The sequence below is a fragment of the Jeotgalicoccus sp. FSL K6-3177 genome (genome assembly GCF_038050175.1).
GTDB classification, from domain to species: Bacteria; Bacillota; Bacilli; order Staphylococcales; family Salinicoccaceae; genus Jeotgalicoccus; species Jeotgalicoccus nanhaiensis.
Window position 1 is genome coordinate 85,952 of record NZ_JBBOSK010000001.1, and the last position, 26,441, is coordinate 112,392.

The 26,441-nt window shown below is 40.1% G+C and carries 25 protein-coding genes and 1 riboswitch; of the genes, 7 read left to right on the forward strand and 18 right to left on the reverse strand.

Going from position 1 to position 26,441, the window contains the following annotated elements:
* Positions 1–62 precede the first annotated feature (62 nt).
* The 7 genes from MHH58_RS00405 to MHH58_RS00435 all read right to left on the reverse strand — a co-directional run bounded on the left by MHH58_RS00405 (position 63) and on the right by MHH58_RS00435 (position 8,895).
* A complete protein-coding gene (locus tag MHH58_RS00405; RefSeq protein ID WP_341344678.1) occupies positions 63–884 on the reverse strand; it encodes a hypothetical protein in 822 nt (273 codons plus the stop codon).
* Positions 885–1,002: 118 nt separating this feature from the next.
* Positions 1,003–2,469: a carbon starvation CstA family protein gene (locus MHH58_RS00410; protein ID WP_341344679.1), complete on the reverse strand. Its 1,467-nt coding sequence runs from the start codon at positions 2,467–2,469 to the stop codon at positions 1,003–1,005.
* 132 nt (positions 2,470–2,601) lie between these two features.
* Entirely contained in the window at positions 2,602–3,321 is a 720-nt protein-coding gene (locus tag MHH58_RS00415) for a LytR/AlgR family response regulator transcription factor (RefSeq protein ID WP_341344680.1), read from the reverse strand.
* Between the two features lie 25 nt (positions 3,322–3,346).
* Positions 3,347–4,963 carry a LytS/YhcK type 5TM receptor domain-containing protein gene (locus MHH58_RS00420; RefSeq protein WP_341344681.1) on the reverse strand — a complete coding sequence of 539 codons (1,617 nt, stop codon included), beginning with the start codon at positions 4,961–4,963 and terminating at the stop codon, positions 3,347–3,349.
* Positions 4,964–5,098: 135 nt separating this feature from the next.
* The gene (locus tag MHH58_RS00425) at positions 5,099–6,712 is read right to left on the reverse strand and encodes a BCCT family transporter (RefSeq protein ID WP_341344682.1); all 1,614 of its coding nucleotides are present in this window, start codon (positions 6,710–6,712) and stop codon (positions 5,099–5,101) included.
* Between the two features lie 154 nt (positions 6,713–6,866).
* On the reverse strand, positions 6,867–7,253 hold the full coding sequence (locus MHH58_RS00430) for a hypothetical protein (protein ID WP_341344683.1): 387 nt from the start codon (positions 7,251–7,253) through the stop codon (positions 6,867–6,869).
* Positions 7,243–8,895, reverse strand: a complete 1,653-nt coding sequence (locus tag MHH58_RS00435; RefSeq protein ID WP_341344684.1) for a YhgE/Pip domain-containing protein — start codon at positions 8,893–8,895, stop codon at positions 7,243–7,245. Before MHH58_RS00435 ends, MHH58_RS00430 begins: the two co-directional genes overlap by 11 nt.
* A 144-nt stretch (positions 8,896–9,039) precedes the next feature.
* Between MHH58_RS00435 and MHH58_RS00440 the strand changes: the two genes are divergently transcribed.
* Positions 9,040–9,630, forward strand: coding sequence for a TetR/AcrR family transcriptional regulator (locus MHH58_RS00440; protein WP_341344685.1), 591 nt, complete (start codon positions 9,040–9,042; stop codon positions 9,628–9,630).
* 126 nt (positions 9,631–9,756) lie between these two features.
* Positions 9,757–10,179 (forward strand): universal stress protein, encoded by a 423-nt coding sequence (locus MHH58_RS00445; RefSeq protein WP_115885053.1) that lies wholly within the window; start codon positions 9,757–9,759, stop codon positions 10,177–10,179.
* 40 nt (positions 10,180–10,219) lie between these two features.
* Here MHH58_RS00445 and MHH58_RS00450 read toward each other — a convergent pair whose 3' ends face one another.
* On the reverse strand, positions 10,220–11,326 hold the full coding sequence (locus MHH58_RS00450; RefSeq protein WP_341344686.1) for an ABC transporter ATP-binding protein: 1,107 nt from the start codon (positions 11,324–11,326) through the stop codon (positions 10,220–10,222).
* A 21-nt stretch (positions 11,327–11,347) separates the two neighbouring features.
* Positions 11,348–11,806, reverse strand: coding sequence for a carbohydrate ABC transporter permease (locus MHH58_RS00455; protein ID WP_341346073.1), 459 nt, complete (start codon positions 11,804–11,806; stop codon positions 11,348–11,350).
* Between the two features lie 288 nt (positions 11,807–12,094).
* Between MHH58_RS00455 and MHH58_RS00460 the strand changes: the two genes are divergently transcribed.
* From MHH58_RS00460 to MHH58_RS00470, 3 genes are all read left to right on the forward strand, one after another.
* Positions 12,095–12,517: a universal stress protein gene (locus MHH58_RS00460; protein ID WP_135097423.1), complete on the forward strand. Its 423-nt coding sequence runs from the start codon at positions 12,095–12,097 to the stop codon at positions 12,515–12,517.
* A gap of 33 nt (positions 12,518–12,550) precedes the next feature.
* Entirely contained in the window at positions 12,551–14,032 is a 1,482-nt protein-coding gene (gene mqo, locus MHH58_RS00465; protein WP_341344687.1) for a malate dehydrogenase (quinone), read from the forward strand.
* A gap of 215 nt (positions 14,033–14,247) precedes the next feature.
* Positions 14,248–15,915, forward strand: a complete 1,668-nt coding sequence (locus MHH58_RS00470; RefSeq protein ID WP_341344688.1) for an ABC transporter substrate-binding protein — start codon at positions 14,248–14,250, stop codon at positions 15,913–15,915.
* Positions 15,916–15,961: 46 nt separating this feature from the next.
* On the opposite strand, the gene MHH58_RS00475 is transcribed toward MHH58_RS00470, so the two are convergent.
* Both MHH58_RS00475 and MHH58_RS00480 read right to left on the reverse strand, forming a co-directional pair.
* Complete coding sequence (locus MHH58_RS00475; protein WP_341344689.1) at positions 15,962–17,146, reverse strand: NAD(P)/FAD-dependent oxidoreductase; 1,185 nt, start codon at positions 17,144–17,146, stop codon at positions 15,962–15,964.
* A 74-nt stretch (positions 17,147–17,220) separates the two neighbouring features.
* On the reverse strand, positions 17,221–18,354 hold the full coding sequence (locus tag MHH58_RS00480) for a trans-sulfuration enzyme family protein (protein ID WP_341344690.1): 1,134 nt from the start codon (positions 18,352–18,354) through the stop codon (positions 17,221–17,223).
* 149 nt (positions 18,355–18,503) lie between these two features.
* On the opposite strand from MHH58_RS00480, the gene MHH58_RS00485 reads away from it, so the two are divergent.
* On the forward strand, positions 18,504–18,794 hold the full coding sequence (locus MHH58_RS00485; RefSeq protein ID WP_341344691.1) for a hypothetical protein: 291 nt from the start codon (positions 18,504–18,506) through the stop codon (positions 18,792–18,794).
* Between the two features lie 34 nt (positions 18,795–18,828).
* On the opposite strand, the gene MHH58_RS00490 is transcribed toward MHH58_RS00485, so the two are convergent.
* From MHH58_RS00490 to MHH58_RS00510, 5 genes are all read right to left on the reverse strand, one after another.
* Positions 18,829–19,647 carry a MetQ/NlpA family ABC transporter substrate-binding protein gene (locus MHH58_RS00490; RefSeq protein ID WP_341344692.1) on the reverse strand — a complete coding sequence of 273 codons (819 nt, stop codon included), beginning with the start codon at positions 19,645–19,647 and terminating at the stop codon, positions 18,829–18,831.
* A gap of 19 nt (positions 19,648–19,666) precedes the next feature.
* Positions 19,667–20,317, reverse strand: a complete 651-nt coding sequence (locus MHH58_RS00495) for a methionine ABC transporter permease (protein WP_341344693.1) — start codon at positions 20,315–20,317, stop codon at positions 19,667–19,669.
* Entirely contained in the window at positions 20,307–21,335 is a 1,029-nt protein-coding gene (locus MHH58_RS00500) for a methionine ABC transporter ATP-binding protein (protein ID WP_341344694.1), read from the reverse strand. The genes MHH58_RS00495 and MHH58_RS00500 overlap by 11 nt, the downstream gene beginning before the upstream one ends.
* Positions 21,336–21,495: 160 nt before the next feature.
* Positions 21,496–21,594, reverse strand: a riboswitch (SAM riboswitch).
* Positions 21,595–21,683: 89 nt separating this feature from the next.
* Entirely contained in the window at positions 21,684–22,271 is a 588-nt protein-coding gene (locus MHH58_RS00505) for an NUDIX hydrolase (RefSeq protein WP_341344695.1), read from the reverse strand.
* A 19-nt stretch (positions 22,272–22,290) separates the two neighbouring features.
* On the reverse strand, positions 22,291–23,025 hold the full coding sequence (locus tag MHH58_RS00510; RefSeq protein WP_135097443.1) for a DUF554 domain-containing protein: 735 nt from the start codon (positions 23,023–23,025) through the stop codon (positions 22,291–22,293).
* 198 nt (positions 23,026–23,223) lie between these two features.
* On the opposite strand from MHH58_RS00510, the gene MHH58_RS00515 reads away from it, so the two are divergent.
* Positions 23,224–24,846 carry a MutS-related protein gene (locus MHH58_RS00515; RefSeq protein ID WP_341344696.1) on the forward strand — a complete coding sequence of 541 codons (1,623 nt, stop codon included), beginning with the start codon at positions 23,224–23,226 and terminating at the stop codon, positions 24,844–24,846.
* 153 nt (positions 24,847–24,999) lie between these two features.
* Here MHH58_RS00515 and MHH58_RS00520 read toward each other — a convergent pair whose 3' ends face one another.
* A complete protein-coding gene (locus MHH58_RS00520; RefSeq protein ID WP_341346074.1) occupies positions 25,000–25,911 on the reverse strand; it encodes an IS3 family transposase in 912 nt (303 codons plus the stop codon).
* A complete protein-coding gene (locus MHH58_RS00525; protein ID WP_341344697.1) occupies positions 25,878–26,411 on the reverse strand; it encodes a transposase in 534 nt (177 codons plus the stop codon). Before MHH58_RS00525 ends, MHH58_RS00520 begins: the two co-directional genes overlap by 34 nt.
* Between the last annotated feature and the right edge of the window lie 30 nt (positions 26,412–26,441).

The window sequence follows — 26,441 nt, forward strand, 5'->3', positions numbered from 1 at the left end:
TAATTGTCACACTAAAAAGCCCGGGCAGCTGAATTTTACTGACCAGGCTTTTATTTTTAAGTTTATTCTATACGCGTATTTTCCAGTTCTTCATAGTCTGTCAGATAGTACCGGCCATCCTGCTCAATCAAATTATAGCGGGCGTAGACTTCGAAAATACCATTGGTATTTATATGTGAGTATGTCCGGTAAGCATAGATATTGATACTGCCATCAAGATTCTCCACTTCAGAATTGATAAAAACGGAATAAGTCATATGATTGCTGAAGTTTCCGGACGCTTTATTTGCAAACAAGGCGTGATAACCTGCTGAGTCAGGCTGGTAAAAGCTGAGTGCTGTCTCGTCATGGTTATTAAAAAATGCCGGCAATGAAAACAGATACTGCTGAACAAATTCCGACGGGTCAGAGATATCTTCCGGCATTTTTTCTGAACGCGGGAGGATTGAATAATTCACCGGGTCAGATTCTCCGTATTTTGCTTCAAAGGAATATTTGACGGCACAAGGCAGACAGTCGCTCCCGGGAGCTTCCGGCAGTGTGCTGTCAGCAACAAGGTCTCTGTATGCCTGAAACTGATCTTCAGGAGGAACGTTTTCGCATTCTGCCAGCTGGGTCATAATACAATGCTCAGCAGCAGTATAATTCTCTTTAGACTCTTCATTATCAGCAGTATCTTCACTGTCCCTTTGCTGAGTTTCTTTCTCTGCCGGCCCTTCTGTTTCCAAATCTTGTTCTTCTGATTCTGCCGTTTCTTCTGAAGGTTTGGATACTGCATCTTCTGATGTATTGTTTTCCGGATCTTCGCCTGTCGTATCACCGCTGCTGCACGCAGTTAAAATGACTGAGATTATTATGAGTAACGGTATCATCCACTGTTTCATCAGATGCGTCCTCCCTTCAGGATTATCTTGTCGGATTTAAACAGCTTCTTATTATAAAATATGCCCGAACCGGAGTGCTGGTAAACGAACCGGTGCAGACATAAGTTGTTTTATCCTATTAATCTGAATAAGCGTAGTGTTTTTCATTCCATTCTGAAACATCGGTTTCCAGAGGAATGTTTTCACTGCGGCGTTTTTTAGCTGAAACAAAGAATAGAATAGTAATCAGTACAGTAATTACAGCACTGATCGCTAAAGAAATGTCCATCGGAAGATTTAATCCGATTGGTGCGTTCACAATATACGTAGACACTGTCATCGTCATAAAGATAGCCGGCACGGCTGCAATCCAGTAGTTGCGTCTGCCGATGAACAGATACATTGCACCAATCCACAAAGCAATCATTGCAGTTGACTGGTTTGCCCAGTTAAAATACCGCCATAACAGCGTAAAGTCCATATTTGTCAGTATGATTGAAATGATAAATATCGGTGCTGCAATCCAAATTCTGCTCATTATTTTCTTTTGCGGCACGCGGATATAGTCTGCGATAATCATTCTGGCACTTCTAAATGCAGTGTCTCCGGAAGTAATGGGAAGAACTATTACACCTAGAACTGCGAATGTTCCAATAATCGGACCGAGCATCATCGTTGAAATTTCATTAACAATACCGCCGGTACCGATTGTTGCTATCAGTTCATTCAAGGTAACCGGACCGTCAAAAAGACTCATAGCTGCGGCTGCCCAAATCATAGCAATGATACCTTCTGCAATCATCATGCCGTAGAAAATTCTGCGGCCCTGATTTTCGTTTTTTGTTGTTCTGGAAATAATCGGTGTTTGAGTAGCATGGAAACCTGACAGCGCCCCGCATGAAATCGTTAGGAACAGAAGCGGAAAGATTGCTGCGCCTTCCGGATGAGTGTTTGTAAACGACAGTTCTGGAACCGGCGCCTGGTTCAAGACGAGAGCAATCCCGATTCCCACAGTACTGAATAACAGCAATGCGCCTATGTAAGGATAGATTGTTCCGATAATTTTATTGATTGGCAGTATAGTAGCCAGCAAATAATAGATGAAAATTAAGACAACAAATACTACAGCAGGTACTGCTCCATTAACAAGATCGTAAAGTAAATCTGCAGGTGAAGCGACAAATACTGTACCGACGAGAAGCAGCAGCAGAATCGAAAAAGCATTAACGACATGTTTCATTGCTTTTCCTAAAAATTTTCCGGCAAGTTCCGGCAAGTGAGCCCCATTATTGCGTATAGAAATCATACCCGTCAGGTAATCGTGGACACCGCCGGCAAATATACAGCCGAGTACAATCCAGATAAATGCTACCGGCCCGTATAGGGCTCCCATAATAGGACCAAATATTGGCCCGACTCCGGCAATACTGATTAATTGTATCAGCGCATTTTTATTTTTATGCATTGGCAGATAGTCGACCCCATCATGTTCTGTATAAGCTGGTGTCGCCCGAAGTTCTTTTGGCTGAAAAACTTTTTCGACAAACTTTCCATAAGTAAAATATCCTATTAATAACAGAGCGATTGCTCCTAAAAATGTAATCATTCTGCTCCCCCTATTTTTGAATGCGTTTTCATCATTATAGCTTACAAAATATACAAGCAATTTTGGTAAGTTTCAGCTATCGTGTCGAAACAAGGGGTTCAAATGCAAAATAAGCGCTGTAACAGGTCTTTATTATAATTCTATGTGGTCACGGAGAGACTTTACATAATTTCGGCTGACTGGTATTTGAACATCTGTGCCTTCTAAGGTGAGCTGAAAAGCTCCGTTAAACCAGGGTGTCATTTCTGTAATCACTTCAGTATTAACGAGATAGCTCTTATGGACACGGAAAAATGAATGCGAAAGAAGACGGGATTCCAGCTCTTTTAACGTCTTTCTGCTGCTGAAGATTCCTTTAGATGAGACAACCGCTGTCGTATTGTTCTCCCGCGAAACAAACAGAACTTCAGCAGGGTTGAGATAAGTGATAGACTCTTCTCCTCCGACCGCGAGCTTGCCGCGGGCAGGTTCCCGTTTAAAGTCAAGCAGTTCAGAAACATGTGCAATTGCTTCTGCTAACTCCGTTTCATCAACCGGTTTTAGTAAATAATCAACAGCTTGAACTTTAAAGGCTTCAACAGCATACTCTGAATAAGCAGTTGTAAATATAATCAGCGGCGGGTTCTTCATCTTTTTCAATGTGGCAGCAAGCTCTATACCGCTCATTTCTGGCATATCGATATCGAGGAGCAGCAAGTCAAGCTCGTCAGTGATTATTTTTGCCAAAGCTTCCCGCCCGGTCGCAGCTTCTCCCGAAACTTGTATAGCCGGGTGTGTTCCGAGCAAATATTTTAATTCTTCACGGCTGTATTTTTCATCATCTGCCACGAGTGTTTTTATTATTTGATTCATTATTGAACGAGTCCTTTCAAAGACATTAGGAAATTTTAGGTATGTTGAAATATACCGCCATACCATCATCCGGCCGGGACTTAAAATGGAGACCGCTGTCGCTGCCGAAAGTCATTTGAAGTCTTTTATTAATATTATATAAGGCAATCCCATTACCTTCTGTGCTGCTGCTGACGTCTGCGGCTAAATTCACAAGTCTATTCTCGCGAACACCTGAACCATTGTCTTTTATACACAAAGATATATTATCTTTATGGTCCCGGACGGTAATACTCAATTTACACTGATCAACTTTACCTTTAAAACCGTGCTTAACTGCATTTTCGATAATAGGCTGGAGGGTTAAAGCCGGTAATTTATTATGCAGACAGCTGTCGTCTATATGATAGGAAACTGCAATTCTGTCTTCAAACCGGATTTGTTCTATCGACAAATACGCTTTTATATGCTCAACTTCGTCTTCCAGCGTTTTCAAAGACGCAGTTGTTGAATGCAGGTTCTGCCGTATAAATTTAGATAAAGATCTCAGAGCAGTTCTCGCTTTTTCAGGATTGATGCGAATTAGTGAAATAACAGTATTTAAAGTGTTAAAAAGAAAATGCGGGTTAATCTGAGCCTGCAGAATATTGATTTCAGCATCTTTAGCAAGATTATAGAGCTTGTCTGCTTCTGCCAGTTCAAGTTGGCTGCTCAACAGATTCGCAAGTCCGGATAATGTTTCTTTTTCTATAGATGTTACATCTTTTTGCGAATGAAAATAGAATCTCAAGGTGCCGATGACGGTGTCACGGCTATTTAAAGATTCGATTACAGCTGCATTGCTGCTGCTGCCGATATGTGAAAGCTGATTTTCCCCATCATCAATTGTTACGCCTTTAAGATTAAGCTCCTGGTAAAGAATTGTACATACTTTATCAGCAGACTGCGGGGTTAAACCCGATTTTAAATGCATAAGTGTCTGTTCGGCAATGCGCAGTACTTTTTGTGATTGCAAAGCTGCGGCCTTTTCTTCTTCTTTTGCTACGCTTTTAATAATCAGGAGAAAAAGTGCGCAGCCAATTCCATTTGCTAGAATCATCGGCAGTGCGATGTGCTGAACAAGTACCAGTGCTTCCGTGTAAGGACGTGCTAAAAGAACAATTAAAGCCATCTGCATCATTTCTGCTCCGGCTCCGATCAGAAATACCAGCAGCGGTTTAGCTGTAATTTCCGGATTTTTAGTACGAATCCAGGCTGCTGAAATACCGGCTGCAATGGTAGCGATACCGCAGGGAAATGCAGTGAAGCCCCCGAGCAGCATACGATGTCCCCCGGCAATCAGTCCGGCTGCAGTTCCCACTTTATATCCTCCGAACAGGCCGCCGAGCACAACGCCGATAACGCGGAAGTTGGCAATTGCTTCATGATTGAAAATATCTGTTTTTAAACGCTGCAGGAGGAAGGGTTCCGCCTGAAAAGTCACGCCAGAATAGGTGCCAATAATACCGAAAGCACCAAAAAATATAATTGCTTTATACTGCTGCTTTCGGGACAGGGCAGCCGATGAAATCATATCTCTGAAAAAGCGCAGACGAGTTGCTATAAAGGCGAGCATGACAATTAATCCAAGTCTCTCGAGCATGATCAGCATGAGTTCGTACATCTGTATCTCCACATTTCTGTAATAGTATCATTATAATTATAGCAAATGGCAAAATATGAAGAGTACTTGTTATAAAACTGATAAAAATACCCCGCAAGCTGAATTAAGTTCAGCTTGCGGGGCAGACACTTTTAATTACAGGTCTCTCTCATCGACACCTGCTTCTTTTTGTTCCTGATACTCCCGTTCTTCTTTTTTAATATACTCTTCCATACGTTTGGAATTTGGAGTAATGGTCAGACCGAGATATTTTCTTTCTTCATTTGCATCTTTGTAGAATGAAATCATCATCATAATAATTACAAAACTGAAAGGCAGTGCTGCAATTATCGCTGCAGACTGCAGAGCTTCGAGTCCTGTGTCTCCGCCTGATAATAGCAGTATAAAAGCAATAGCTGACAAGCTGATGCCCCACACGACCTTAATACTTGCTGCAGGGCGAAGTGAACCATGTGATGTCTGCATGCTGAGTACAAAGGTTGCGGAGTCCGCTGACGTAATAAAGAATGACGATACTAAAATAATCGCGAGAATCGACAGAGGAACGCTCAGCGGCATCTCATTAAAAATAGCGAACAGCTGAGTTTCCGGGCCGAATTCTACAAGCGCCGGTACCTTGCTTGCAATTTCAATGCCGGTAACACCAAATACAGTAAACCAGATGATACCGATAGAGGTCGGCACAATAAGCAGTCCTAAAATAAATTCACGCACTGTACGTCCTTTTGATACCCGTGCGATAAAAATGCCGACAAAAGGACTCCAGCTCAGCCACCATGCCCAGTAGTAAATAGTCCATGACTGGAGCCACTCGTTTTTCTGATTGTTTAAAGGAGCTGCATCGAGCGTTCTTGCTATAAATGTATTAATATACTCGCCGGCAGCTGTCGGCAGCATATTCAAGATAAGAAGCGTCGGCCCCAGTATAAGAATAGCCAGCAGCAGGATAGCGGCGAGAAGCGTATTCAAATTGCTCAGGTATTTAATTCCTTTACTTAGACCGCTCCAGGCACTGCCTAGAAACAAGACAGTGACGACGGCGATAATAAGCCCCTGGATACCGATGTTAATCGGGACACCAAACAAGTAATTCAGGCCGCCGTTGATTTGAGTTGTGCCGATACCTAAAGATACAGCGACTCCGACCGCAGTTGCAAATACAGTCAAGACATCTATAAGTATTCCGACTGGTCCGTCTACTCTATCGCCAAGTATAGGACGTAAAGTTTTTGACAGGAGACCCGACTCACCTTTTCTGAACTGAAAGTAAGCCAGAGCAAGTGCAACAGCACCGTACATTCCCCAAGCATGTGCACCCCAGTGAAATATGGTTGCTCTGATTGCTTCCAGCATTGCCTCCTCTGTTTCGGGATCGGCAGTTGCCGGTGCGAAAAAGTGGGCGATCGGTTCTGATGTACTGTAGAATATCATCCCGATACCCATGCCTGCACTGAACAGCATCATCAGCCATGAACGTGTACTGAATTCAGGCTTGTGGTGCGGTTTTCCGAGTTTTAATTTGCCAATTGGACTGAAGATAAGAAAAATACAAAAGAATAAAGTAACGGAGGTGATTATCATGTAATACCATCCGAAGTAATTACTCACCCCGTCTGCTATGAAGCCTGCCACCGACCCGAATCCCTTTGGATTTATGGCGCCGATAACTACAAGTGTGCCGACTATCAGCACAGAATATATAAATACTTTCGATAATTTTTTACTGGCTGGATCTGAAGAATCCTTCATTAATGTGCTCCTTAATATTTTTAGGATGCGGATTATTCATCCGCGATTCCTTTTCTTTTAAATAAATAACCTATTGATAATATCAAACTTACACATCGAGTGCAATTTGAATATGAAAACAGCCGCATTTTCTTTAATGCGGCTGTTATAGAATTTAATTATTAGTTTCTTTTTGATTACCGATTTTAACCGGACGCCCTGCAATCAGGCCGAGTATAGCGATAATTATTGCTGCAATCATTAAAATAATCAAAGGCGGCGTCCATCCAGTGTAATCAGATAAAATTCCGAGAAATAATGGTCCTGCTGCAGCAATCAGGTAACCGATTGACTGGGCCATACCAGACAGGGAATACGAATCTTCCACCGTACGAGTCCGCAGCACGAAGAACATTATAGCGAGGCTGAATGTTGTCCCTGCGCCGAGTCCTACAAATATAAGTGCGGGAATGATGAAAGAATTCGGCATAAATGCTATGCCGAACAGGCCGATAAAGAAAAATAGCCCGCTGACCGAGCGGGCTGAATTTTTAGTTTTCAAATTTGGCCATTTTATTCGCTTTTTCTTCATACTTAGGGAATTTATCTTTCAGCCATAATACTAACAATACGAGCAGATAAGCACCTGCAGCTATTGCTAGCAGAATATACATTATTGTGCTGAATTCCATGTCGAACGCCTGGCCGAAAATCGCATCTTTAAAGCCGGACACGACGAATGCCATCGGCAGGAATTCATAAAGCGTTTGATAGAAATTGTTCGAAGTTTCTATCGGGAAGGTGCCGCCGCTTGATGATAATTGTACAATAAGCAGCACGATGCCGAGAAACTTGCCGAAGTTGCCGAAAATCATCACCAATAATCCTATAAGAGAGATGGAAACGAGTGACCATACAAGCATCGCCAAGTAAAATCTCCAGTGGCTGGCAATCTCAATCTGCATTACCCATACAATTGCAGCATACAGGAGAGTTGTAATGATTACCGAGTGTGATAAAAACAGCAGGCCGCGGCTGAGCCACTGGCTGAATACATTTTTCTTATCTTCGAATATTTTATTCATCGGGTATACAACATTAAATGTAATAGCTCCGATATACAGGCTGACTGCAATAATTAACGGTGCAAAACTCTGCGCATAGTTTTGTGTATCCACCATGGACTCAATATCCAGGTTAACAGGACTTGCAATCGCTTCTGCTCCCTCATCACTGAAAACAATATTCTGCTCTTCTATTTCCGCAAGCAGCTCGTTAAATCTGGTATCAACCTCTGTAAGTGCTTCTGCCAATTCGCTGGAGCCTGCTTTCAACTCGCTGATACCGCCGTTCATTTGCCCAATACCTGAATTCAATTCAGAAGCCCCGCCAGCAAGCTGTGTGCTGGCTTCATTTAACTGGCCTGCTCCATTTTCAAGTTCTGACTGTGCACCTTGAACCGGCTGTGCGTAATTTCCAAGCATTGGTGCCAGCTGAGTGATCTGTCCTGTAAATTGCTGTTCACCATTATACAGTGTTCCTGCTCCCTCGCTGACTTGTGAAGCGCCGCTTTCAAGGTTGTCTGCGCCTTCTTTTAACTGCGCTGAGCTGTCCTCGAGCTGGCCAAGTCCATCGTCAAGTGTGACTGCACCGTTCTTCAGCTCAGCAATGGCATCTTGTGCTTCATCACTCTGGTCGGACAAACTGTCGAGTTCGCTAATCAATGTTTTGGTATATGTTTCTGTAATTTCTTTTTGAACTGTTTCGACTAAGACTGAACCGACTTGTTCAGACATAATTGAACCGATGAAATTGAATCCCGGATTTGTCTTTAGTTTAAGGTTTACATTTTCCGGTGATTCGCTTAAGAAGGTCATGGCATTATCAGAAGCATCTGCGGGGATTTCCAGATATCCGTATGATTCTCCGCTTTTAATTGCTTCTTCTGCTTTTTCCAGAGTGGAAAATTGCCAGTCCAGCTGGTCGTTATCTTTCAGCTCAGCTTCGATTTCTTTTCCGAGCTCTATATCCTCATTGCCTGCATCTTCATTTACTATATGGAACTGCATATCGCCTGTGCGGTCATACGGGTCCCACATTGCACCGAGAAATGTCAATGCATATATAACCGGAAATAATGAAATGACTGCAAGAGATACTAATAACAACGGTTTTTTAAATACAAATTTAAAATCCTGTAACATTTAATCATCCTTCATTTTTTTGTGTTAAAGTTATCGTACATAATGTACAATAACTCATTATAAGTTGTTTAAAGTATACTTCAATGGTTGATATATCCATGTCTGTAGGATAACCAACACATTGTATTGAAAGGTTGTTTATTTTTGAAAAAAGATTTAAGAGTACAAAAAACATTACATGCAATTGACAGTGCAATCATTACTCTGCTTGAGAGAAAACCGTTCGAGAGTATTACCATTCAGGATATCAGTTCAGAAGCTATGATTAACCGGGGAACATTTTATACTTATTATAAAGATAAATACGAACTGATAGAGAGTTATCAAAATTCGATGATGACGGATATTGAACAGCTGCTCTACAAAAATATTACCGGCACCAGCTTTAAAGATGTGGATGAGAACGATCTTAACAATACTATTTTGAAGATGTTCCAGTATCTTAAAGATAACCGCAGACGCGTGCTCGTTATTGCCAACAGTCTTGGCAGTGCAGAACTTGCAAAATATTTTTCACAGCATATGTTTGACTTTTATAAGGTGAAAAGCAGAGAATTCGGTGTTGAACTGGATTCTGAAATATTTACAGATTATCTGATTACTTACATCACCAATGCACATATCGGTGTACTTTTAAAATGGCTCAAAGGCGGCTGTGAAGAGTCGATTGAAGAGATGGCAATGTTTATTGAAACATTTACGATAAATGGTATATTCAAAACTGTCGGAATCTGATATGCTAATTTGAATACTTTTGCGGAAGGTAAAATGTGTAAATATCTATACTGAGGGAATAATGATAAATAAAGCATTAACTTTATATAAAGTATAATTCAAATTAAAGGATGTGTAAATATAATTATGTATAAAAAGATATTGCTGCCCTATGATTTTGGGAATTCGTTTGAAAATGTACCAGGCCAGCTGGCGAAAATGACGGAGAACAGTGAAGGTGCGATTATAACGATTTTTAACGTTATAACTGAAAATGAGATGTCCAGTGATGTAAAATTCAACGGCAAGCGGTTCAATCAAATAAAAGAAGATAAAATTAAAGAAATGAAGCCTTTTACAGACGAATTGGAAAAACGCGATCTGGAATATGAAGTTCGTTTTGAAGTTGGCCGTGTTATCAACGAACTGTTAACTGAAATTAACAACCATGATTATGAAGTGGTAGTAATGAGCAACAAACGTTCTAAAAGAGATATTAAACATGTCCTTGGTCATGTAACTCATAAGGTCGCAAAACGCGTCAATACACCTGTGATGATTATCAAATAACATAAAATGCCTGCTTACCGGTCGAGTAAGCAGGCATTTTTTAATTATCTGTAATTCTTTCTCCTGTATCGAAATCAAAGAAATGTCCTTTATCCATATCAAAGGCAAAGGTCATTGTGTCGCCGGGTTTATTTTGGTTATGCGCATCTACCCTTGCTACAATCTCTTCTCCTTTAAGTTCGGAGTAAATCATGAATTCCGAACCAAGCAGTTCATTCACCCTGACTTTTATATCGAACGGTGATGCTTCTTCCGGCTTAGAAAGCTGCTGATACTCCTGAACATTCTCAGGACGGATGCCAAATTTAATTTTCTTATCTGTATACCCATGCTCTTTCAGTATATGCTTGTCAGCTTCCGCAACCTTAATATTTGTATTGCCGATTTTTAAACGTTCCCCGTCGAATATACCATCGAATATATTCATAGAGGGTGAGCCGATAAATTGAGCAACAAATAAGTTGTTTGGCCTATTATAAACTTCCTGAGGTGCACCCACCTGCATAATTTCACCATTATTAAGAATAACAATTCTCGTTGCCATGGTCAGCGCTTCGGTCTGATCGTGGGTCACATAAACAGTCGTCGTTTTAAGGCGCTGGTGCAGCTTCATAATCTCAGCCCTCATCTGCACGCGCAATTTAGCATCCAGGTTCGACAAGGGTTCATCCATTAAGAAAACATCCGCTTCTCTGACGATAGCACGTCCGAGCGCAACACGCTGTCTTTGTCCTCCGGACAGTGCTTTCGGTTTTCTGTGCAGATATTCTGTCAGTCCGAGTATATCCGCTGCTTCTTCGACCTTTTGTTTGATTTCCTGTTTCGGCCATTTTTTAATCTTCAGACCAAAGGCTATATTATCGTATACGGTCATATGCGGGTATAAAGCATAATTTTGAAAAACCATTGCAATGTCGCGGTTCTTAGGTGCTATCCCGTTCATTTTTTTATCATTGATATAAAATTCACCGTCAGTAATCTCTTCCAGCCCTGCCATCATTCGGAGAGTAGTAGATTTTCCGCAGCCTGAAGGACCGACAAAGACGATAAACTCCCCTTCTTCTATGTCCAGATTAAAATCTTTGACGACGACAGGTCCAGAACTGTCATATTGTTTTTTAATATTTTTCAAATGTAATTGAGCCATAATTTTTCTCCTTAAATGTATTTATTTTTCTTCTCTGTCTCCGAGAATATTAGAGCCTTGTATAAAGTATTTCTGGAAAAAGAAGAATAATATGATGACTGGTGCCAGGATCAGCAGTGATCCGACCATGAGGTAATTCCATTGTGTCGTTGACTGTTCATGGGACACCTGCAGACCGAGCTGTAAAGTATATAATGACTCGTCGTTTAAGTATAACAGCGGACCGAGGAAGTCATTCCAGACGCCGTTGAATGAAAATATTGCCACTGTAAACAGCGCAGGTTTAACCATCGGCAGCGCAATTTTAAAGAAGATTTGAAAATGGTTGGCGCCTTCCAGTTTTGCTGCTTCGATATAAATATCCGGCACGCCTTTAAAAAACTGTCTTAAAAGGAAGATGTTAAAAGCACTTCCAAGCAAGTGCGGAATGATTAACGGATAAATTGTTGAATGAAAATGAAATGCTGCTTCATTTTTTATGTATTATATTTTGGAAAACATCTTCTTATAATGAAAATTTCCTTCAATTACTTTACTGATTATAGTATCACTTTTATAGAAGTTTAAACTTCTAATATTCTCAAAAAAATAACTGTTCAGAAATATAATTGGCGACAATAATATTTATCATCAACAGGTAAATAGTTTTCATGATATTATAAGTGAATTAAGGGTATAATATTGCAAAAGTATAACGTTTGGCTTTAATATTAAACTAAATGAGGAATGTAACAGAGTTGTTTTTAATATTAGAAAGGATGTGTTTTTTTGTATAAAAAGATTTTACTTCCATATGATTTTGGAAACTCATTTGCGAATGTGCCGAAACAGCTGGAGAAACTGACGAATAACAGCAAGGAGTCCATCATTACAATATTTAATGTAATAACAGAAAGTGAGATGGCGGATAATGTGAAGTATCAGGGCAAACACTTCGATGATATTGCAAAAGAAAGAGTCGAAGACCTTAAACCATTTACAGACAAGCTCGATGAGTGCGGTTTAAATTATAAAATTCATTTCGCCACTGGACGTATTCTTGCAGAACTAAAAAAAGAAATTGAAACAAATGATTATGAAGTTGTAGTAATGAGCAATAAACGTTCTAAAAAGGACATCAAGCATGTTCTCGGCCATGTTACGCATAAGGTGGCAAAACGTGCAAATATACCGGTTATGATTATAAAATAACTTTTGATTAATAAAGAAGAAAGCTGGCTAAACATGGATAATAACTCATCTAAAAGCATCATATTAATCGGGGCGGGAATTATGAGTACAACACTCGGTTCCTTTCTCAGAGATTTAGAGCCCGGATGGAATATTAAACTGTTTGAACGGCTGGATGCTCCCGGGAATGAAAGTTCTCATGAAACAAATAACGCAGGAACGGGACATGCTGCATTATGTGAATTAAATTATACTGTTGAGCAAAAAGACGGTTCTATTGATATCGGGAAAGCGAAAGCAATTAATGAACAATTTGAGATTTCCAAACAGTTCTGGTCTTATTTAATTAAGAACAATTATATAAGGAACCCGAAAGAATTCATTCGCCCGCTGCCTCATATCAGTTTTGTCATGGGCAAAGGTAATGTAGATTTTCTAAAACGGCGCTATGAAGCCCTCATGACGCATCATATGTTCCGTAATATGGAATATACAGAAGATGTTAATAAGCTGAAACAGTGGATACCGTTGATGATGAATGGCAGAAATTCAGGAGAGCCTGTAGCTGCAAGTAAAATCGATGACGGTACCGATGTTAATTTTGGGGAATTAACGCGTAAAATGGCACGCAATCTTAATGAACATGATAATGCTGCTGTTTATTACCGTCATGAAGTTTTAGATTTTAGACAGCTGGAAAATAAGAGATGGGAAGTTAAAATCCGCAATCTTGAGGAAGATAAAATTGAATACCACACTGCAGACTATATTTTCATCGGGGCGGGCGGACATGCAATTCCTCTGCTGCAGAAAACAAAAATACCTGAAAGCAGACATCTGGGCGGGTTCCCAATCAGCGGTGCTTTTTTAGTATGCAACAATCCTGAGGTGGTCAGCCGCCACAATGCTAAAGTTTATGGTAAAGAACCGTACGGGACACCCCCAATGACAGTACCTCACTTAGACAGGCGTTATATCCAGGGACAGGAGAGTCTGCTGTTCGGACCCTTTGCGGCCATAGGTCCGAAGTTTTTAAAATACGGTTCGAATCTGGATCTCTTTAAATCCATCAATGCGGATAATCTTCTGACGATGACTTCTGCAGGTGTTAAAAATATTCCGCTGGTGAAATATTCTATCCAGCAGGTGCTGATGCGTAAAGCCGATAGAATGAAAGAACTCAGAAGGTTTGTTCCTGAGGCGAAAGACGAGGACTGGGATATTCATATCGCGGGTAAACGTGTGCAAGTCATTAAAGATACAAAAGAACATGGTAAAGGTTTCATTCAGTTTGGTACGGAAGTGGTCAGTTCAGAAGATAACTCTGTGATAGCTCTTCTGGGTGAATCACCAGGCGCATCAGTGTCAGTTTCAGTTGTGCTCGAAGTATTTAGACAGAGTTTCCCGGAATACACTGAAAAATGGGAAACAAAATTAAAAGAAATGATACCCTCTTATGGACAGTCATTAATTGAAGACAGCGATCTGCTTGAGCAAGTCAGAAAAATGTCAGCAGAAGAGCTGGAACTCAAATAAAAGCGAACCGGGACAATTTTGTCCCGGTTTTTTTATGATTTCAGAGTTTGGCCGGCCAAAGAGCATAGTTTTCACTTCTTCAGATCAGCCTTTATAAGATTTAACTGCATTCCTTTAAAATATAAATAGCATTTATAACTTATTCATTATATAATTTTAAATATTCAAATTATTTTAAGAGGATACAAAATTAAATAACATTAGGGGGTACTGCTATGTTTAAAAAGCTGTTATTACTGTTTACGCTGCTGGTCCTATCAGTCGCTGCGGCCTGTTCTAATGATGAAATTGCTGAGATAGACGGAGACGAAGCTGCTGAAGAAGCTAAAACCGGCGATATCGTTGTTGGGTTTGACCAGGATTTATCGACTATAGATCCTCATGGAACTAACGATGTTAATGCTATACAAATCAGGCGTCATCTGTATCAGACGCTTGTCACTCGGGAACTTGATATGTCCCGTAAGCCCGGCCTTGCTGCAGAATGGGAGCAGACAGACGAAACTACGTGGAACTTTAAATTAACTGAAGGTGTAACGTTTCATAACGGATCTGAATTTACTGCGGACGATGTAAAGGCATCACTCGAACGTGTACAGGATTCGAGCATCAGTGCTCCTACCGTGTTCCTTTTCGAAATGATTGAAGATATTGAAATTGTGAATGATTATGAGCTGAATATCACTACCTCATATCCATTTGCCCCGCTGCCTGATAATTTAGCGCACACGGCAGCAAGTATTATGAGTAAAGAAAGTATCGATGCTGATTATCAAAATGCTATTGATCAGGCAGGATTAGAAATAACGGCAGAAGATTATTACGATCTGCGTGATGCAGGCGGTCAAGAGTTTACAGACGTTTCCGACCAGATTTCAGAGCATACTGGCACTTATATTTCAGAAAACCCGGATGGAACCAACTATGTTAAATTTAAAGCGAGAGCACCGGGACAGAATATAGAATTTGAAAGATTCGAAGATTTTGCAGGGGAAAGCAATATTGATAACCTGACATTTGTTATTATTCCTGAGTCAGGTTCGATGATGGCAGAATTGGAATCCGGCGGGATAAATATTACCACACCTGTAGATATGGCCATGATGGACAGGGTTCAAAGCAGTGACAGCACTGAATTTGTTGAAGCGGAATCCTTGAGAACAAACTATCTTGGATTCAATACAGAAAAAGAACCGTTTGATGATGTGAAAGTGCGTCAGGCTATTGATTTTGCGATTGACAGAGAAGAATTAAAAGAAGGTATATATAACGGTCAGGCTGCAATTCCGAACAGCATGGTTTCCTCAAGTGTCTTTGGTTATGATGAGGAATTACCCGAAGTTCAACAGGATATTGAGAAAGCACAGGCTGCACTTAGTGAATCAAATTACGCTGACGGCTTCGATGCAACTATTTGGGTCAACGACAGTCAGGATTTAATTGATTCGGCAGTGTATATTCAGGAACAGCTTAAAGAGCTGAATATCAATATTACAATTGAACAATTTGAAATGGCAACATTTATGGAACGTTTAGGACAGGGTCAGCATGATATATTCCTGCTCAGTTTCACAGCATCTACCGGTGATACGGATTATCTGTTATCTGCGCTGACACTCAGCACTAATAGAGGTTTTGGCGGCAACAGAGCATTCTATACGAACGAAGATGTTGATGCTGCACTGGAAAATGCACGCAGTGCAACAGAAGATGCGGACAGACTGGCAGAGTATACAAATATCCATAATATGCTTCGTGAAGATGTGCCGTATGCACCTTTAGTTCATCCAAATATGACTTTGGCGTATAATACAGCTCAGCTTGACAATGTCGAGCTTGATGCAGCGGGTTATATCAGACTTGAAAATCTTACTTTTAAATGACAAAACGGCACTGCAGCTAACTGGCGGCAGTGCCGTTTTTCTTAAGTTATGATTTACCTTTCAATAAGGCATACCAGTACATAATCGGCAGCATATTCTTTTTGAACTGATAAAAAATCATTTTATCATCAGCCTGATTCAGGAAAGTCGTTTCTTTCGGCTTCCGGTCATAACCGAATTCCGCAAGAATCAGTTCACCGTATTCAGTGGCGATAGGACAAGCTGTTCTGCCGTCGTATTTATGAGTGGGTTCCTGATCATTCATACGTTCAATCAGATTATCGACCAGCACCGGCAGCTGTTTTCTGACAGCAGCGCCCATTTTTACTGTCGGCAGGCTGGATGAATCGCCAAGAGAAAATACAGTAGTATATTTTTTGTGCATCATCGTGTGTTTATCAACGTCTACCCAGCCTTCTTGATCCAGCAGACCGGACTTTTTTAAAACTGAAGGACCATGCATCGGCGGTGTAATAACGAGCATTTCAAAAGGTATAGTATGTGTTTCGCCAGTATGCGTATTTTTGAATACAGCCTGTTTCTGTTTGCCTTTAACTTCAATCAGTTCTTCGTTCAGTTTGTAATCGATGTGTTTTTCTTCCATTTGACTAATTAAACTGTCATTATATTTCTTTACTTCAAACAGTTCTTCCCGCCCGATTCTGAACATTATATCGACGTTACGATCCTGCTGTTTGATAAAATCATCCATTGTAAACAGCGAGTTTTCCGCAGAAACACCGCCTTTAATTTTTGCTTCTGGCTTGGTTACGATGATGTTGCCAGATTTTGTATTTTTAAGTGATTCGTAGGTGTATTCGACGAGATTATATAAATAGTTAGTACATACACCATTGTGTCCGAGTGATTCCCGTGCGCCTTTAATGGCATCGTAGTTAAGTTCGATACCGAGAGCGACGATTAAAAAATCATAACTGATGAGGGTATCATCAGCCGTTACTTCACGTTTAACAGGGTCTACATTTTTTACTGCTGCCTGAAGCCAGCATGCTCCCTTCGGTATAACTTTTTTCATCGGTTTCCAGGTTGAATCCAGCTTTTCATCACCGCTGCCGACGAGCGGCCATGCAGGCTGGAAATAATGATAGTCGTCCGGTTCTATAATTAAAACATCATCTTTTAAATCTTTCTTTTTAGAGAGTATGCGGCTTGCGGTTGAAATGCCGCCGGTCCCTCCGCCGAGAATAACTAATTTATAGTGCTTCCTCATAAGAACACCTCCGTGTTATTGGAAATATTCCCGTTTACACAGAGGTTACTCATAATATAATTTATTCTTATGATTTATATTTCCGACAATGCCCGGTCTAAATCTTCCGTTAAATCTTTTACATTTTCGAGGCCGATTGATAAGCGCAGCAAATTAGCCGGTGCTTTCGTCAGTTCCTGTTCGACTGAAGCCCTATGCTCTATATAGCTGTGTGTGCCGCCGAGACTGGTTGCCTGTGTGAAGATTTTAACTGTATTGGCTATTTGAAGTGCATCGGAATCACTTCCTTTAACTTGAAATGACATCAGGCCGCCGAAATCGCTCATTTGTTCTGCTGCGATGCTGTGTCCCGGATGATTTGGGAGGCCGGGATAATGTACAGCTTCAACGTTTTCGTGCTGGCTTAAAAATTCAGCGATTACTTTAGCATTTGAACAGTGTACAGACATTCTTGCAGATAAAGACTGTACTCCGCGCAGTGCCAGCCAGCAGTCAAATGATGACGGTACTGCACCTTTCGCGTGCTGCCATGTTCTAAGACGGTTAAGCATTGGACTGTCTTCTTTTGCGACAACAGCGCCGAGTAATAAGTCGCTGTGTCCGCCGATATACTTGGTGACCGAATGAAGTGAAAAATCTGCACCCAGAAGAAGCGGGTTTTGAAGCACAGGTGTTGCGGTTGTATTGTCCACAACAGTCACTGCTCCTGCTTTTTCAGCTATTTTTACGACTTCAGCAATGTCAGTAACTTTAATTTGCGGATTTGACGGTGTTTCAATCCAGACTATACCCGTTGCTTTGCTTTCCACTGCCTGCCTCAGCTGGTCAAGATTTGTCATATCCACTGCAGTAATATCAAAGCTTTTGCCTAAATCAGTTTCTTCAAGTAAAGTGAGCACACCGAAATACATATCATCCGGCAGAATAATTCTCCGGGGTTTATCTTCAGGCAGAACTTCCATGATTGCTGAAATTGCAGCCATCCCGGATGAAAAAGTTACGCAATCATGTCCTTGTTCAAGCGCGGTCAGACATTCTTCCAATGAACGGCGGTTCGGGTTATCGCCGCGGCTGTACATAAAACCGTCGGTATAAGAACCGTCAGCAGACCGTTCGTAAGTAGTAGACAAGTGAATTGGTGTTGTCACTGCCCCCGTGACCGGATCGACTTGTCTGCCGGCATGGATTGCTTTCGTTTCAAAACGCATATATATCCCTCATTTTTAAGTTTATATAAATCAGTATACAGATGACTTTTATAATTATCTATAAATTCAGACATATTTACTATGAAAACAGAGGATTGTTTCCCGTGAAAAAAGGGTAAAAGAATAAAAATGCCGGGAGGAGTTTTTTGATGGAAATTAAAAATATCGAACCGGAAGCAATACCGGACTTTGAACAGCAGCTGCAGCTTGAAAACGTAAAGTATTTAACACTGTGCACAGAAGAAGGCATCATCGCCTGTCTTGCCGGTACAATCAGTCCAAATGATAATGAAATCGATGTGCATTATAATTTTACGGAAGACTTCAATGAACCTGTGGCAAAACAGATGTACGATTCATTTATGAAACAGAATATCAGTGAAGATATAACGTTTAATCCTCAAAGTGAAAAGGAAGAAGTCTTTATCGAATCACTGTAAATTAAAAGCTCCCAATTAAGGGAGCTTATTTGTTTTACCAGCCGATGTCATTTAATTCAAGTACTGTCGGGATTAAAGCACCGTCATATTCTTCTTCAATAAATTCAGCAGTATCTTCTTCCTGATAAAGTTCAGCAATTCTGTTATATGTTTCATTTTCCGCATCTTCACTATTAGCAGCGATGATATTTACATAATCAGTTGCTGTGTCATCTTCGCGGTAAATAGAGTCGTTAATCGGGTGCAGATTTGCATCTTTAGCAATACCGTTATTAATAACACCGAGATCTACATCTCCTAAGGCACGTGGAATTTGTGCCGGTGCGACTTCTTCAAACTGATAATCATTCGGATTGTCAACGATTGCATTTTCAATTGAATCGAGGCCGTTATAATCTTCGACGAGCGTAATTAAACCAGCATCCCGAAGCAGCATCAGAGCACGTCCCTGGTTAGATACATCATTCGGCAGTGCGATTGTACCGCCGTCCGGAATGTCATTAACGTCTGTCAGTGAGTCAGAGTAAATTCCCATCGGGGCAAGATTCGTTGTGGCAATCGGAACTAAATCCAGATTTCTTTCTTCGATAAATTCATCAAAATACGCGACAGTCTGAAATGAGTTTAAGTCTATTTCGCCGTCAGCAAGTGCAGTATTAGGCTGTACGTAATCATTAAATGAAACAATCTCGATTTCAATATCCTCTTCTGCAGCTTTCTCTGCTACATAATCCCATACTGCTGTGTCTGTTCCGCTGATGCCGATAGTGACTTTTTCTTTACCGCCGTCACCGCAGGCTGAAAGCACAATCCCTATTAAAAGCAAACTGGTAAATAAAATGACTTTTTTCATAATTTATATCCTCCTGTTATTATCTTCTTCTTACAACTCTCGCGAGCTTGTTGCCTGCTGACTGCAGACCCTGCACCATAATAATTAATATGACGACTGTAATCAGCATTGTGATCGTGTCGAACCTCTGATAACCGTATGTGATTGCCAGGTCGCCGATGCCGCCGCCTCCGACCGTGCCGGCCATGGCAGATGCACCAACTAATCCGATAATGGAAATGGTGAAATTTACAATGAGAGAACCGAGAGCTTCCGGAAGAACGAATTTTATAATTGTCTGCATCGGTGTTGCTCCCATCGCGTCGGCCGCTTCTAGTACTCCCTCGTCGACTTCAAGCAGAGAACTTTCCACGAGCCTTGAGATATAAGGTCCGGCAAAGAAAACCATCGGTACAATCGCAGCTTCAGTTCCGATGGAAGTTCCTACGATAAATTTCGTAACCGGAATTATTGCCACAAGCAGGATGATGAACGGCAGTGATCTGAAGACATTAATCACTGCATTCAGTACTGTAAAGACAGCTTTATTTTCTAAAATCTGACCGGGTCTAGTGACGTATAACAGAATGCCGAGCGGCAGTCCGAGTATAATCGAGAAAATAAACGAAATACTGACCATCTGCACGGTTTCTAAAAATGCTTCCAGTATTGTACTCCAGCTAACCAGCATATGTACTCACCTCACTGTAATGAACATTGTTTTCTTCTAAATAAAGTAATGCTTTTTCGAGTTCGGCAGCTGAACCGTCGAACTGAACGATTAAATTGCCGAACGGTATACCCTGCAGCTCGGTAATATTGCCGAACAGCACATTCACATCTAAATCATAAAGCTTGCTGATTTGTGATAAGTATGGTTTCACTGCGAGCTGATTAATGAAATTGATTCTGTAAATATGCTGATTGTCGCTTTCCTGCACCAGATCCTGCACATAATTCGGGAGCTCCGTCTGCATCACTGTATTAACGAACCGTCTGCCGGTTTCTGTTTCAGGATTAGAAAAGACATCGAAAACAGAACCGCGTTCAATAATTTTACCGTTCTCCATTACCGCAACTTTATGGCAGACATCCCGGATAACGGACATTTCGTGAGTAATCAGCAAGATTGTAATATTGTATTCCTTATTAATCTTTCTAAGGAGTTCAAGGATGGACTCTGTTGTCTGAGGATCCAGTGCAGACGTTGCCTCATCACACAGCAGAATTGACGGGTTGGTTGCAAGTGCCCGGGCAATACCGACACGCTGTTTTTGTCCTCCGGACAACTGGTCAGGATACTGTGACGCTTTATCCGACAGGCCGACAAAATCAAGCAGTTCAGTAACACGCGCTTTGATTTCATTTTTCGGTGTCTTATTTAAAATCAGCGGCATAGCAACATTCGTATATATCGTTTTTGAATTTAAAAGATTAAAATGCTGAAAAATCATACCGATTCGTTTTTTTGTTACTCTCAGTTCTGACGGTGTGAGTGCAGTTAAATCTTTACCGTCGACTATGACTTTCCCTTCTGAAACACTTTCCAGCTGGTTGACACAGCGGATCAAAGTACTTTTGCCTGCGCCGCTGTATCCGACGACACCGTATATTTCTCCGGCATCGACTTTGAAATTAATATTATCCAGAGCATGAACCGGTGCTTCGCTGCCTGGATACGTTTTATCTACATCGATAAACTCAATCATTAAAAACGCTCCTTAAACATAGTTAAACAGTATGAATTAAAAAATGTAATAAAAATACACCAGTATATAACCGGTGTTTTTTGGAAAACCAGATATACATTCCTGAAAAAGAAAATAACCTCTTCTTAAAATATAAGAAGAGGCCGATGTATATTCGCTCTTCTCATCTTTTAGCATGATGCTACAGGATTTGGCACAGTACATTATGTCTGTTGCCGAGATTTCACAGGGCCAGTCCCTCCATCTCTCTTGATAAGAAAATAAGTTATTTGATTATTTAATTTAAACTAACTATAGGGCACAGCAGAATTAATGTCAACACGGAATCTGAAATTAATTTTAAATGAATTACAGAGCATACTGTTTGATACTATTCATAACAAAGTTTATATAGCTGTTTTCATGCGGGACAAAATTATCTCTGTTAATCATTTTACCGTTAATATTAATCGAGTATATTTCTTCAGTCCACAGTTTTTCAAACACAGGCAATTCAATTTTGAAAATATCAGATACTTCGTCATCTATAAATACATAATCAGGTGTGGTATTTTCCGGAATCTTATATATAAATACATGGCATAGTTCTTTGTCGATAAAATCATCAATAATAATTTCATCCTGTACTGGACCTGTATAAATTAAATCGTTTAGTGTAAGACTAATACCTAGTTCTTCTTTAATTTCCCGGACACCATCTTTAACGCTTTCGTCAGAACTTAAATGACCCGCTGCTGTAATATCTAACATATTTGCAAAGTCTTTCTTGTCGGGACTTCGAAGCTGAAAGTGGATGAAGATTCTGCCATCTTCTTTACTCAGGAACCAGCAATGAAATGTTTCATGCCAAAGACCTCTTTTGTGTACTTCAGCCCTTGAAGCGGTCCCTTTTAATGTCCCTTCTGAATCAAATACCTTAAGCAGTTCGTTTTCCATAGTGCGCCACTCCCATAGACTAAAACATCTGTACAAAGAACAAACTGATTGTTTCCCAGTAATACTGAATGACTACGAACAGTACTGCAAATAATATCGCAGGCAGCATATTCGCAACTCTTATATTCATCAGACCGAGCAGTCTGATTCCAATCGCAATAATCATTACACCGCCGGTGCCTGTAATCGCGATAATAATATCATCCATCAAATCAGGCTGGATGAAGCGGTTGATTTGAGAGGCTGACAAGGCGATGGCTCCCTGAAACAGAAAGACAGAGATGGCTGAGAACATAATGCCGATACCCATCGTGGATGTCAGGAAAATAGCGAGCACACCGTCGATTAAAGCTTTTGTCAGCAGTACGGTGTGATCATTTCTGAGCCCGCTGTCGAGAGCACCGATAATGCTGACTGCTCCGACGACATACACTAATGTGGCGGTAACAAAGGCAGCAGCAGCTCCGCCTTCTGTTGCTCCGGTTTTTGTTTCGAGCCAGATGCCGAAGTGATTCATTTTATCTTCAATTTCCCATTTTTCACCCAGCATGGAACCAAGAGCCAAGCTCGCAACAACGATAATAAGTATACTGTTGGCTTCTAAGGCCATATCAATTCCGATGACGAGTACGGTAATAGACAATGCCTGGAGAATGGTTGATTTCATATTTTCATTAATGTTTCTCCAAAACAAACCGATGAAGCTGCCTAAAATAATAGCCAGAGCATCTACGATAGTTCCAAACAGCGCCATGTCCAATTCCTCCTCGTCCATAAATATCTAACCTAATATATCACAAGGAACACGGCGGTTATATATAAAATCAACTATCCGGAATAGTTGGACAGTTTATAAATATCTTATTTGATTTATAACTTTGCAGTAATATTTTCGTATATATTTATAACAATGATAAAATTATTAATATCTAATCAGAGATCTGAGAGAAAGGTGATTATTATTCAACTGCTCTATCTTTTTATCACTGTAATGATTTTAATTATAATTATTTCCCTGGTAATAAAAACATATGAGTTCTTTAAACTGAAGAAAGCTGTTAAGACGCTGTGGTACAGGCAGGAAAGACTGAAGACAACTGCAGAATATTATATTCATTATCATAACTATTTCGTTAATATTATGGAAAATGAAAATACTGCTGACAGAAATGTTGTGGATAATGAAACTTGGAATGATCTCGATATCAGCGAATTGATGACGAAGATAAATTATACATTTACAACGATAGGAACGGAGCTTCTCTATGCAGTGCTGCGCAATTCAACAGAAAAGAATGTTATAAATGAAGACTTATTGTATAAAATAAAACACGATGCTGGCTTTCGTGAAAAGATATCATACCGCTTAGCCAAGCTTGGGAAATCGGGAAATTCTAACACGAGTAAGTTTATGTATGAATTTGTGCCGGTGAAACAATATCATCCGATATTTATACTGTTTTCATTTATGCCGGTTATCGGCGTGTTTTTATTTTTTATCAATCCTTACATATCTTTACTGACTATCCTTTCAGGATTTGTAATTAATGCTTACTTATCTCATAAACATAAAGGCGGAACCGGGTTTGATTACACAGATATTTTTTATGCTATTAATATTATTGTTACTGCGGGTAAATTAGATTCGAAATTCAACAGTAAAGGTCTGAAGCGGCTGTCGTTAATGAGTCCTCTTTTTGTTAACGACGACAGCGCAGGAGAAATGAATATGGCTGTTCAAGCTTTCTCTGCCTTTAAATTAATGTTCTTAGTAGATTATCATTTGTATCATCTGGTCAATCGTACGATTAAGAAAAACCATGAGCTTTATAAAGAAGGATGGCATTACACAGCTGAGCTCGATCTCCATTACAGCCTGGCAATGTGGAGAGAAACATTGCCGTATTACTCTCTTCCGGAAAGAGAAGAAGCTTCGTATTTGCAGGCTGAAGGGCTATATCACCCGCTTGTAGTGGCTGCTGTAGATAATGATTTGAAGTTTGCGAATGATATTCTGCTGACGGGCTCAAACGCAGCGGGCAAATCAACATTTATGAAAGCGCTCGGCGTGAATGTTATAACGAGTAACGGACTAAACACTTCTACCAGTGCATTATTTAAATATACACCAGGCAAAGTAATATCTTCGATGGAAATCACAGACAGTGTTATCGAAGGAGACAGCTATTTTATCAGTGAAGTGAAAGCATTGAAGAGGATTGTTGATGAGATTGAGGATTTTGAAGGAAAGGTTTACTGTATTATCGATGAAATATTTAAAGGAACTAATACGGTAGAAAGACTAGCTGCGGGTGAAGCTCTTTTAAGATATCTGCATGAGAAAGAGAATGTTTATCTGATTGCGGCAACACATGATATGGAACTAACAGATTTACTGAATGGCGAGTTTGATTTCTATCATTTCAGTGAGGAACTTTTTGATGACGATATCGAATTTGATTACAAACTTAAAGACGGGATTGCAACAAGTTCCAATGCTATTGAATTACTAAGGTTATACGGATTTCCAGAGAAAGTGTATAAAGAATCGAGGAATAAAGTAGATAACACATAGCGTTACAAAATAACGCTATGTGTTATAAGAGCTCTATGATGGGATTTTAACCTTGTTTTATCCTGAAATCCTAACGCAAAGTATAAAAAGAGTTTTAAATATAAAACATCCCAGACTTTTATTGTAGTGAACCCAAAAAGTTGAACTTTTTGATTAAGCTATTTTATTAAAGGTATGTTTCCTGTAATTTACAGGAGACATGCCTTTTAATTTTGTTTTAATTCTATCATTATTATAGAAATCAATATATTGATGAATCGCAGATTCAAGCTCTGCATATGTTATGAACTGTTGTCCATAAAACATTTCCTGTTTAAGCAGCCCAAAGAAGTTCTCCATTGGAGAATTATCTAAGCAGTTTCCTTTTCGAGACATACTTTGAAATGTTTTATTTCTTTTAAGATGTCTCACCCATTTTTTATGCTGGTAGTGCCAACCCTGATCCGAATGGACGGTCATTCGATAGTCTAATTCTGGTCTTTGTTCAATCAATTCCTCTAAAGGTTTTACAGCGATATCGAGCGTCGGTGCCGGACTGATTCTGTAAGACAGTATTTCTCCACTGAAAACATCCATAAACGGTGACAAGTAAAGTTTTTCTCCTGATGCTGAAATATTGAATTGAGTCACGTCGGTCAACACTTTTTGATACGGGCGATCGGTTTTAAATCGGCGAGACAGTTTGTTTTTAGCAATTTTACCGACTGTTCCTTTATAGGATTTATATTGACGATTTCTATGTTTAAACTTTACGCAAAGCAATTGATACTGCCGCATCAAGCGTAGTACTTTCTTGTGATTTACAATGATACCTCTTTTTTTCAACGCCAAGCAGACCCGACGATAACCGTATCTGCGGTGACTTTCAGTCACAATATCCTTGATGGCTTGGACGAGCTCAGTATCTTTATTATTTTCTTCAGGTAAACGGTCATTCCAATACTTAAATACACTTTTAGCGATTTGCGCGGCCTCAAGTAACTCTTTAAGCATATAGAGACCTGTTTCCCTTAACTCTATTATCGCTCTGACTATTTCTTTGTTCGTTTGTCTCGAGCTAAGGATTGTAACTTTTTTTCTAGTGCAATGGCCACCTCAAGTTTACGATTTTCTACTCTTAAACGTTCCAGCTCTTCACGTTCGGTTTCATTCAAAGTCTCTGATTTATTTCGTTTCTGTTTAGATGGCTTCTTCTTCATCGATTTAGAGGGCCTGCCTTTCGGTTTAGTTTCTAGACCCAGAATACCATACTGATTATATTTGCTCTGCCACTGCGCAATGAGGGAAAGATTCGGTATATCAAAAATTTCAGCCGTTTCTCGATAGGATAACTGATGTTCTAAACGGTGTTGTAGTACTGTTAACTTAAACGATTTAGAATAAGCTGATCTCGTCATCCCAGCGGTCAACCCTTGAACACCATTATTTTTAAACTGATAGAGCCATGTCCTGATTAAACTGCGATTGATATTATATTTGGCTTCTAATATTCTGAAGCCATCGTCACCAGTTAAATACTCATTAATTACTTTCATTTTTAATTCTATTGAATATCTTTTAGACATAGAAAAACACCCCTAAAGTTGAATTTGGAG